This is a genomic window from Cytobacillus firmus NBRC 15306 (genome assembly GCF_001591465.1).
Lineage (GTDB): Bacteria > Bacillota > Bacilli > Bacillales > Cytobacillaceae > Cytobacillus > Cytobacillus firmus.
Genome location: NZ_BCUY01000125.1, coordinates 1 through 7,640, shown reverse-complemented (window position 1 = coordinate 7,640; position 7,640 = coordinate 1). Strand labels below are relative to the sequence as shown.

The window sequence follows — 7,640 nt, the reverse complement described above, 5'->3', positions numbered from 1 at the left end:
CCTCTGAGTCTTGAAGTGGGGGTCTTACTGCCCGTTAGACTGCGATAAAAAAACCCTCCATCAGGAATGGAGAGTTTTCTGTATATCAAATTGATTATTCATATGGCTTACACTATGAGCCCTTGCTTTTTTGACTTTTCTTAAGCCCAGCCACCAAAGGAAGATCATAAATGGAAACATGATAAAAATCCAATGTTTTAGGGAAATAAGGATATAATCGTAAATGCCGTGAAGGAGAAAAGGTATAAGAAGTGAAAAGGCTATCCATTTTCTTGTAGATGTTGCCGAGAATTTCCCTTTTCCTATATAATAGCCCATGATAACACCGAAGAGAGCATGACTGGAAACCGGGAGCAAGGCCCTCCCAAGTGCGTGTTCCACACCGAGCGCGATGAGATAGAAGATATTTTCTGCAGTAGCAAAGCCAAGTGATACCGAGGCACCATACACAATTCCATCATATGGTTCATCAAAGGTTATATGCTGATAAATAGTATAGAATAATATAAACCATTTAAAGAATTCTTCCAGCATGCTTGATGACAGAAATGCATCCGCTAAACTGGACTGCAGCACCCCTTCAGCTTCCAAAACATATTGGATGAACATGATGGGGAACACAAGCAAAGCACCGAACAAAAAAGTTTTAAAAACCATTGATATGGGTTCTGACTCATATTGATCTTTTAAATAAAAATAACTTAATAGTGCCAGTCCCGGCGCGATCCCAGCGGATAATATTCCCAGCATGAGCTGTCCTCTTTTCAAATCTGTTTTCTTAATCGTATCATGATATAGAAAGAATTAAAATGATTATTCAAATATTGGAAAAGAAATATTTTGCTTCATATTTTGATTTCAAAGCAAAAATTGGGGGATTAACATGGAGAAAAAAAAGATACTAGTTATACACACAGGAGGCACCATTTCAATGAGCGAGGATGCAGAAACAGGTGCCGTAAAGCCAACAGATAATAATCCATTAACTAAAAAAACAAAGGAGCTGCTATCGCTTGCAGAATTATTGGTTGAAGAGCCTTTCCACCTCCCTTCACCGCATATTACACCAAAGGAAATGCTTAAATTAAAGGAAATCATTGAAAACAGCCTTGCAAAGGAAGAGATAAGCGGCGTAGTAATTACCCATGGAACAGATACATTAGAAGAGACAGCCTACTTTTTGGATTTGAGTGTGAAAACATCCCTTCCCATCGTTGTTACAGGAGCAATGAGATCGAGTAATGAAATCGGTTCAGACGGACTTTACAACCTAATTTCATCTATTCGTGTGGCTGCATGTGAAGCAGCAAAAGACAAAGGGGTCCTTGTCGTTTTAAATGATGAAATTCATACAGCAGAAAATGTTACGAAAACACATACGAGTAATGTCTCCACTTTCCAGAGCCCACAGTATGGGCCAATCGGAATAGTCACAAAGAGAGGTGTATTATTCCATAACGCGCCGACAAATAGAGAATACTATCCTTTGGATACGATTGTAAAAAAAGTCACACTTATTAAAGCTTTTGCCGGAATGGATTCTTCTTTGCTTCATGCGATAGGAGATTTAGATTTCGATGGAGTTGTAATCGAAGCACTTGGACAAGGCAATCTGCCTCCAGCCACAATTGATGGCATTAAAGCCCTTACAGAAAAAAATATTCCGATTGTATTGGTTTCCCGCTGTTTCAATGGAATTGCACAAGATGTATATGGTTATGACGGAGGCGGAAAACACCTCAAGAACATGGGTGTTATTTTCTCAAATGGACTTAATGGGCAAAAAGCCAGAATTAAACTGTTAATTGGACTGGAAACACAGCAAAATATCGAAGAGATTTTTCAAATATAATTAAAGGCTGATCGTAAGTGATCAGCCTTTGCTGCTTCCGCTCTCTTTTTCAATTATTGCTTTAGCTATTTGTCCGCCATGAAATCTCCCATTTTCAATAAAAATTTCGTTGGCATTATTCCCGGCAGCTATCACACCTGCAATAAATATTCCAGGGACATTTGTTTCCATCGTTTCAGGATTAAATTGGGGGCGCCCTGTTTCATCATTGATTTGAATACCCATACTTCTTAAAAATCCATGGTCAGGATGGTATCCAGTCATGGCAAACACAAAATCATTCTTAATGTCAAAAGTTTTACCATCCACTGTATATAAGAGCTTATTTTCACTGATTTCTTTCACATGTGCATTGAATTCCATTTTAATGACGCCATTTCTCACTAAAGACTCAAACTCAGGCAGAATCCATGGCTTTATGCTTGGTGAATATTCTGTTCCGCGATAGATCACCGTAACTCTGGCTCCTGCTTTTACCAGTTCGATCGCAGCATCAACGCTTGAGTTTTTCCCGCCGATAACCGCTACGTCTTTATCAAAAAATGGGTGAGCTTCTTTGAAATAGTGAAATACCTTTGGAAGATCCTCGCCAGGTATTCCCATGTAATTGGGATTGTCGTAATAACCGGTAGCAATTATGACGTTACCCGCGGTATAATGCCCCTTATCAGTTTGTACTTCAAATGAATTAGATTGATTTTTTATTACATTTAGAACTTTTTCGTATGCATGAATCTTAATGCTCTTTCTTTTCACCACTTCCCGGTAATACGTTAGCGCCTGGTTTCTCTTAGGCTTGTAATTTTCCGTTATGAAGGGAACCCCGCCGATTTCGAGCTTTTCGCTTGTGCTGAAGAAAGTCTGGTGTGTTGGGTAGTGGTATATTGCGTTTACGATATTGCCCTTTTCGATAACAAGGGGGGTTTTACCAGCTTCCTGAAGGGCAATGGCAGCTGCCAATCCGCAGGGTCCTCCCCCAACAATAATAGCGTCTATATTCAAGATTCTCACTCCTTAAATGCCCAAAACAAATATCTATGCTGCTGTTTATAAAAAATCTCCCATCAGTTTATGATAGGAGATTTCTTATGATTATTCAAATGTTCTACTTTTGAGATTACAGTTAAATCCATCCGCGGAATCTTGAAGCTTCCGCCATTTTTCTGACACCTACCATATAGGCAGCCAGACGCATATCGACACGGCGGGTTTGAGATGTTTGATAGATATTATCGAATGATTTAACCATGACTTTCTCAAGCTTTTCTTCTACTTCTTCTTCAGTCCAGTAATAACCCTGGTTATTTTGAACCCATTCGAAATAAGATACTGTTACACCGCCGGCAGAAGCCAGTACATCAGGAACAAGCAGGATTCCCCGCTCAGACAGGATCCGTGTTGCTTCCAGAGTAGTTGGGCCGTTAGCCGCCTCCACTACAATGCCGGCTCTTATATTATGTGCATTTTCTTCTGTTATCTGGTTTTCTATGGCTGCCGGGACCAGAATATCGCAATCAAGTTCAAGCAGCTCTTTATTTGAAATTGTATCATTAAACAATTTTGTCACAGTGCCGAAGCTGTCACGGCGATCCAAGAGGTAATCGATATCAAGGCCGTTTGGATCATATAAACCGCCATAAGCATCTGAAATACCAACAACCTTCGCACCGGCATCATGCATAAACTTTGAGAGGAAACTTCCAGCGTTTCCGAATCCCTGAACAACAACTCTTGCACCTTCAAGATTAATGCCTTTTTTCTTGGCAGCTTCCCGAATGCAAATTGTAACCCCTTTAGCTGTTGCTGATTCCCGTCCATGTGAACCTCCAAGTACAAGTGGTTTACCGGTAATAAAGCCTGGGGAATTAAATTCATCAATCCGGCTGTATTCATCCATCATCCATGCCATTATCTGCGAATTGGTAAATACATCTGGCGCAGGAATATCCTTAGTAGGTCCCACAATTTGACTGATTGCCCGAACATATCCGCGGCTTAGCCGCTCTAACTCACCGAAGGACATATCGCGCGGGTCACAAACGATTCCGCCTTTACCTCCGCCATATGGAAGATCTACAATTCCGCATTTTAAGCTCATCCAAATCGACAGCGCCTTTACTTCCTTTTCCGTTACATTCGGGTGAAAACGAATACCGCCTTTAGTAGGACCAACAGCATCATTATGCTGGGCCCGGTAGCCAGTAAAGACTTTTACTGTTCCGTCATCCATCCGTACAGGAATTTTCACTGTCATCATACGAATTGGCTCTTTAAGAAGCTCATACACCTCATCGGAATAACCCAGCTTCCCTAAAGCCTTATGTATGACCGTTTGTGTCGACTTTAAAACGTCCAATTTTTCAGCTTTATTTGAATCAGTACCTTTCTCGGCTACCATTTGTAAACCTCCTAGAAAAATCACTTTCATTAGTTGTCCGCTTCCATGGAATAGTATACACCTTTGCCTAATTTATGCAAGAAGAATAATGCAGTTTTCCGCATTTTTTGATATTTTTGTGAAACCGCTGTCAGCGTTGGTATTAAAGGGAATTTTCTGTTTACTCCCAGTACTCCTTTTCCCGCTGAAGGGCAAAAGAAACCTCCTGTTTCCTTTTGTAAAGTAACAGCTTTATATATGATATTAATGCAGAGGTTTGACTATATTTGGTTTACCCAATTTTTATATAATTCATGAGTTATTAATCCAGGATGCAGCGAATGCATATTGCAAAAGAGTGACCTGCATAAAAAAAAGAGGTTGGATCCCCTCTTTCACATTATGAGAAATATTCCACCAGCTTTTTTACAGCATTGGCTTCGATCAGCACTTTCCCATATTCCTGAATAACGTGAATGCTGGTAAAAGCCGAATCACCGTACTCAGCTAATATGGCAATTACCCGGTGAATATTTCCCCCCTCCAAATCTGCTGCATGATAAAAATACTTATCTTTATAAAAGTATAGGCTTCCTTCCTCAATCTGCACGCTGTTCAGACTTTTTGCCATTTGAATTACATCTTCAAAATCCAGGAATTCGAATAATATATCTTCACTGCCATCAACAGTTACCTGCATTTCAATAAAACCATCCTCAAGGAGCTCTTCATCCATCTGCTCCTCCATCGTAACAATCATCACCATTCCCTGTGCCTGCATGGAGAATATTTCCACTGCTACTGACCCATGAATGTCTACACCGAATTCTTCACTTGCTTCTTCCAGCATTTCATGAAAAAGCTGATGCCACTTTAATGAATCCTTCAAGACATCTTCCTTAGTCAGTCCCCTATCATTCAAGTCATCTAAAGTGAGAAAGATTTTGATTTTATTATAATTCAAACGTTCTAAGCGCATGATAAGCCCCCTGACCTGAACCAACTCTTTGGTTTAGTGTATGATATATTGCTTAGTTTGTGAGTCGTCTTTTTTTCTGTGACTAAAAAAAGAAAAGACCCGGCAATTAACCGCCAGATCTATTGTTTACAGGAGCCGTTCTTTAATCCATTCTTCCCATTCTTGCGGAGTACTTCCGGGTATAAACTGTTCATACTTCATTTTTTCTTCATTACTTAAGGAATCAATGCCGAATCCCCCAATGCCTACATGGAGGTTCCCATAAGTCCCGGTAAGTCTCTCTGAAAGTTTAAGGGTTTCCGGCACGTTGGACTTCATTGTACACGACAGAAATAAAAACTTGGGTTTAACCACTCCAATTACAGTGTCAACATCTTCATCAGCAATGCTTGTCCCAAGGTAAACAACCTCAAATCCTCTTCTCCGCAGAAATAACGTAAAAATTAAAAGTCCTAATTCGTGAGCTTCTCCAGGTCCGCAAACTGCGACCACTTTTGGAAGAACCCCGTTATGTGGAAATGAATGCAGAATCATCCCTATTCTTGATCTTAATATGGACGAGGCAAAGTGCTCATGAGCAGTGGTAATTTTCCCATCCTCCCATAGATGTCCAATTTTCACTAAAAGAGAGCCTAGTATATCAATTAGGACTTTATCTATTGTGTAAAAACTAAAAGCCTGATTAATCAAATCATGCGCTTTCGATTCATTAAAATGAAGGAGAGCTTCAAGAAGCTCATTGGCGAGGGCACCCGACCGGTCTCCCTCCTTATCCACCTGAAGCGGCTCGGCATTTAATTCCTTGTTCTCCAGAAGGGAAACAGCCTGGCTGATGGAAAAGCCCTGATCTACTTTCATGATCAGCCATTTTAGTATTTTTATATGCTCTTCGGTGTATAGTCTATGGCCGGATTCATTTCTCTTTGGAGCAACGATTTGATACCGCCTTTCCCACGCCCTTAAGGTTCCTGGCTGAATACCGAGCATCTTAGAAACAGCCTTAATATTATATTTACCTTCTTCAGCTGCCATGTTCAGCCCTCCCTTCAATGCTAATTAGCAAATATCGCTGGACAGCGATTAAATTTCAGAATTTATACCTACTTCAAAAGTATAAAAACGACCTTAAGAATTGTAAAATCTGGATGTGTTTTCAATTTGAAGCTAAGATATCAGCTTTTTTTAAGGTAATGAAGTGAGTTTCGGATTTTGCTCCCAGCCTTAAAGGCACTCCAGTCGTTCCATAGCCGTTGCTGATGAGAATTGTTGTTTGCGGCAGCACTTTTATCCGTCCCTTTTCATAAGGGCTATACCCCAAAATATGTATTTGTCCGCCATGCGTATGCCCGCTTAAGACAAGGTGAATATTTTGTTCTTTTTCTATACTATTAATGATTCGAGGATCATGGCTGACGAGAACACGAAATCCATCAGAGCCTGCATCTTCAAGTGCAAGGTCGAGCCGATCCCTCTCTTTGCTGAAATCATCTGTTCCCAGCAGAATAAAACGCTCACCTTCCTCTGATTCAAAAGAGAGGGCAGTGTTATCAAGAATTTTAACTCCGCATTCGAGGAGGAGGGCGTCGAGCTGATGGTAATCAACTTCATAATCATTGTTCCCCCACACGAAATAGACAGGCCCGCATTCCTTCAAACCCAGCAGGTTTTTCCTTACTCTATCAAAAGGGACTCCTCTTTCCAAGAGATCGCCGCCGATAATCACCAGGTCAGGCTTCTTCTCTTTTATCTCCCCGATTATGGTTTCTGATACCATCCTCCTATGAATATCAGAAATAAAAAAAAGCTTTATTTCACCAAAGGTTTCCGGAAATTCTGGAAAAGAAAGCTCTTTATATATAATTCTATCTGCAAATGCCTCCCTAAGCATAAACAATAGTAAACCCGCAGCGCCAATTAAGGCTAAAGCTATTAAGTATATCATAAATCCTCCTGCCATCAATTTCCTTTACTCAGTCTCCAGCAAAATTGATTTTCTTGAAATCTAAAGAAATAATACCATAGATTGCCGAAAAACAGAAAAGGGCAAACGCTTCCCATGGCGAAAGGACTAATAAAGTAAAAAAGCATCCCATCAGCAATAAGATCAGAACAGTCCCAAATAAAGCATTGCTTTCTTTCAATGACTTGAAATTTTTAAAAACTCCTGCAGCCCATTCGATGATCATCCTAATGATTTCTGCGTTGGCAATAAAGGAGATAAGAAAAAAAGTCATTCCCAGGACAAAGCCTGCCGGCTCGAGCACAAAAATAACAATCATATCTGAAATACCCATGGGAATAGACACCGGAAAAAATTTAATATATAAAATGCCGCCAATAAAGCCTGTCACCAGCTTCAGCAAAATAATAAACAATAAAAATCCCTCCCATACAGAGTGTATGAGAAGGATTTATTTTGTTGACTATATATC

General features: G+C 40.1%; 8 protein-coding genes. 1 reads left to right on the top strand and 7 read right to left on the bottom strand.

Going from position 1 to position 7,640, the window contains the following annotated elements; translation table 11 throughout:
- Positions 1-60: 60 nt before the first annotated feature.
- On the bottom strand, positions 61-750 hold the full coding sequence (gene prsW / locus BFI01S_RS20260) for a glutamic-type intramembrane protease PrsW (protein WP_061794206.1): 690 nt from the start codon (positions 748-750) through the stop codon (positions 61-63).
- Positions 751-883: 133 nt separating this feature from the next.
- Here prsW and BFI01S_RS20255 point away from each other — a divergent pair, with 133 nt between their 5' ends.
- A complete protein-coding gene (locus tag BFI01S_RS20255; protein WP_061794205.1) occupies positions 884-1,852 on the top strand; it encodes an asparaginase in 969 nt (322 codons plus the stop codon).
- 21 nt (positions 1,853-1,873) lie between these two features.
- On the opposite strand, the gene BFI01S_RS20250 is transcribed toward BFI01S_RS20255, so the two are convergent.
- The 6 genes from BFI01S_RS20250 to BFI01S_RS20225 form a co-directional block, all read right to left on the bottom strand.
- Positions 1,874-2,854 carry a YpdA family putative bacillithiol disulfide reductase gene (locus tag BFI01S_RS20250; RefSeq protein ID WP_061794204.1) on the bottom strand — a complete coding sequence of 327 codons (981 nt, stop codon included), beginning with the start codon at positions 2,852-2,854 and terminating at the stop codon, positions 1,874-1,876.
- Between the two features lie 121 nt (positions 2,855-2,975).
- Positions 2,976-4,250 carry a Glu/Leu/Phe/Val family dehydrogenase gene (locus BFI01S_RS20245; RefSeq protein WP_061794203.1) on the bottom strand — a complete coding sequence of 425 codons (1,275 nt, stop codon included), beginning with the start codon at positions 4,248-4,250 and terminating at the stop codon, positions 2,976-2,978.
- Between the two features lie 379 nt (positions 4,251-4,629).
- Positions 4,630-5,208, bottom strand: a complete 579-nt coding sequence (locus tag BFI01S_RS20240) for a genetic competence negative regulator (protein ID WP_061794202.1) — start codon at positions 5,206-5,208, stop codon at positions 4,630-4,632.
- Positions 5,209-5,334: 126 nt separating this feature from the next.
- On the bottom strand, positions 5,335-6,240 hold the full coding sequence (locus BFI01S_RS20235) for a MerR family transcriptional regulator (protein ID WP_061794201.1): 906 nt from the start codon (positions 6,238-6,240) through the stop codon (positions 5,335-5,337).
- A 121-nt stretch (positions 6,241-6,361) separates the two neighbouring features.
- A complete protein-coding gene (locus BFI01S_RS20230; RefSeq protein WP_061794200.1) occupies positions 6,362-7,150 on the bottom strand; it encodes a metallophosphoesterase in 789 nt (262 codons plus the stop codon).
- 28 nt (positions 7,151-7,178) lie between these two features.
- The gene (locus tag BFI01S_RS20225) at positions 7,179-7,583 is read right to left on the bottom strand and encodes a hypothetical protein (protein ID WP_061794199.1); all 405 of its coding nucleotides are present in this window, start codon (positions 7,581-7,583) and stop codon (positions 7,179-7,181) included.
- Between the last annotated feature and the right edge of the window lie 57 nt (positions 7,584-7,640).